Origin of the sequence: Tomitella cavernea (genome assembly GCF_016599145.1) — a bacterium.
Taxonomy (GTDB): Bacteria; Actinomycetota; Actinomycetes; order Mycobacteriales; family Mycobacteriaceae; genus Tomitella; species Tomitella cavernae.
The window spans coordinates 1-2,427 of record NZ_JAENKO010000106.1 but is presented as its reverse complement, the minus strand read 5'-3'; the positions used below and the strand labels follow the sequence as shown (position 1 = coordinate 2,427).

The 2,427-nt window shown below is 65.1% G+C and carries 1 protein-coding gene and 1 pseudogene; both read left to right on the top strand.

The window, feature by feature from the left end:
* Window positions 1-136, top strand: a pseudogene (locus JJ683_RS19840) (ISL3 family transposase); the annotation flags it as partial.
* Window positions 137-711: 575 nt separating this feature from the next.
* On the top strand, window positions 712-2,184 hold the full coding sequence (gene ltrA / locus JJ683_RS18650) for a group II intron reverse transcriptase/maturase (RefSeq protein WP_307811060.1): 1,473 nt from the start codon (window positions 712-714) through the stop codon (window positions 2,182-2,184).
* The last annotated feature ends 243 nt before the right edge of the window (window positions 2,185-2,427 follow it).

Below are 2,427 nucleotides of genomic sequence, written 5' to 3'. Positions count from 1 at the left end.
GGTCGCCGCCAACCTGGGCATCGCCTGGAAGACCGTCAACCAGATCGCGGTCGGCGCCGCCCGGAACATGGTCTACGACGGCGGCCATCTCGACGGCGTACGGCACCTCGGGGTCGATGAGCACAAGGTGCGCCACGAGGCGCTGCTTTTTTCCGGATGGAGGTGAAAGACCTTGATCGCCCGGTCGTCGTAGTGGCTGGGTGAAGCTGGCGGCAGCCTGATCCAGGGAACGCTGGGGAGGGTGGGAGCAGCCGCGATGAAGTCAGGGCGGCCCGGTACTGCTGGATGGGTCGTGCCTGGTGAGCGAGATGGGACGGTGTACGCAAGGAACCGGTGTCGTAACGCCTCTTAATCGTCGACCCGCTCAAACCCGGTGGATACGGGCGGGAGTGCGGTGCGTTTCCGGGTGGCGGCCGCTGTCCAGGCGGCATAGCTGCCCGGGGAACTGTCGGGACGGTTATTGTGCCGGGTCCGGCAGGTCGTGGTGAAGGTCTACGGCGTAGCCACGACGAGGCCGCAGGGGCAAAGCCGGACACCTCGCCCATCAACCGGAAGGCAGTGAACGTGGGAACCACCGGCACGCCGCTCCCCGCAGAGCGGGGATAGGCGCGTTGCCGGCCGAAGGGTGCCGGTGGGGCGGAGCCGTCGTAGTACTCCGAGGCCGGGAAAGCCGGCCACATGGGGAAGGGCGGCAGTGGAAAGGAGCAGTACGTGACTGTCACATCCGAAGTCGCGCCGGTGAATACCAGCGCTGCCGTGTGGCCAAGCGAAGAGCTGGCGTACGGGGCAGTACGGAAGATTCAGGACAAGCTGCACTGCTGGGCGGTCGAGAATCCGGACCGTTGTTTCGATGACCTGTATAACTGGGTGCACGATCCGTCGGTGCTGACCATTGCGTGGAAGCGCGTGGCCGGTAACAAGGGGTCGCGCACGGCTGGGATCGACCGGGCCACCGTGTCCGCGATCGCATCCCAGCACGGGGTGCAGGAGTTCTTGCACCAGGTGCGCGCCACATTGAAGGCGCGGACTTTCACACCGGTGCCGGTGCGGCAGGTGATGATTCCCAAGGCCAGCGGGAAACTGCGGTCCTTGGGCATCCCGACGGTCACCGACCGGGTGGTGCAAGCAGCGCTGAAGCTGGTTTTAGAGCCCGTCTTCGAGGCCGACTTCCAGTCGTGCTCGTACGGGTTCCGCCCGAACCGGCGTGCTCAGGACGCGATTGCCGAGATCCACCATTTCACGAGCAAGTCGTACGAGTGGGTGCTCGAAGCTGACATCGAGGCGTGTTTCGACAACATCGATCACACTGCCTTGATGGACCGGCTCCGGCGCAGGATCGGGGACAAGCACGTCCTGACGTTGGTCAAGTCCTTCCTCAAGGCCGGGGTGTTGACCACCGTCGGCAGCGTGGAGGGGACGATCACCGGCACCCCGCAGGGTGGGATTCTCTCGCCACTGCTGGCCAACATCGCCCTGTCCACGCTCGATGATGACTTCATCACCGCGTGGGATCAGCAGATGGCGACCGAGGGCCAGCGGCAGCGGCGCAAGCGACTCGGCCAGGCGAACTTTCGCCTGGTCCGATATGCCGACGATTTCGTCGTCCTGGTAACGGGGCGGCGCGAACACGCCGAGCAGTTGCGCGCGCACGTGGCAACCGTCTTGGTCCCCATGGGGCTGCGGCTGTCGCCGGAGAAGACCAGCGTGGTCCATATCGACGAAGGATTCGACTTCCTCGGATTCACCATCCGCCGGATGGTCAAGCGAGGGAGCCGGAAACGATTCGTCTACACCCGACCCTCAGCGAAAGCGGTCGCTTCGATCAAGGACCGGGTGCGGACCGCGACCTACAGAGCAACTCTGCACCACGACCCGGGATACCTTATGGGTTATCTCGGGCGTGTGTTGCGCGGCTGGGCGAACTATTTCCGACACGGTGTCTCCAAGGCGGTGTTCAACGCGGTCGACTCCTACGCGTGGGAGCGGATCGCGAACTGGCTGCGGAAGAAGCACCGGATCGGTTGGCCAGAGTTGCGGCGCAGGTTCTGCCTGCCCGGCACCTGGCGTTTGGCCCATGACGGGGAACGATTCCGTGGCGCAGCCACCGTCACGGTCACCCGGTACCGCTATCGCGGCTACCGGATCCCGACCCCGTGGACACCATCGACTGTCCCCGCGCGATAGGCAGCAGCCGATCCATGGAGAGCCCGTTGCGGTGAGAATCGCACGGCGGGTTCGGTGGGCGGCTCGGGGAAACGGAGTGGCAGCAATGCCACCACCGCGCCCCGGGCCGACCCTACTGGAAACACGTTCGTGGACAGGGTGATTCGAGTTGGGTGACGGTTCTGATCGATCTGACTCCGGTCGTGGACGGCACCGGCCCCGCACGCCTGCTGGACATGATCACCGGCCGGTCCAAACAAGTCC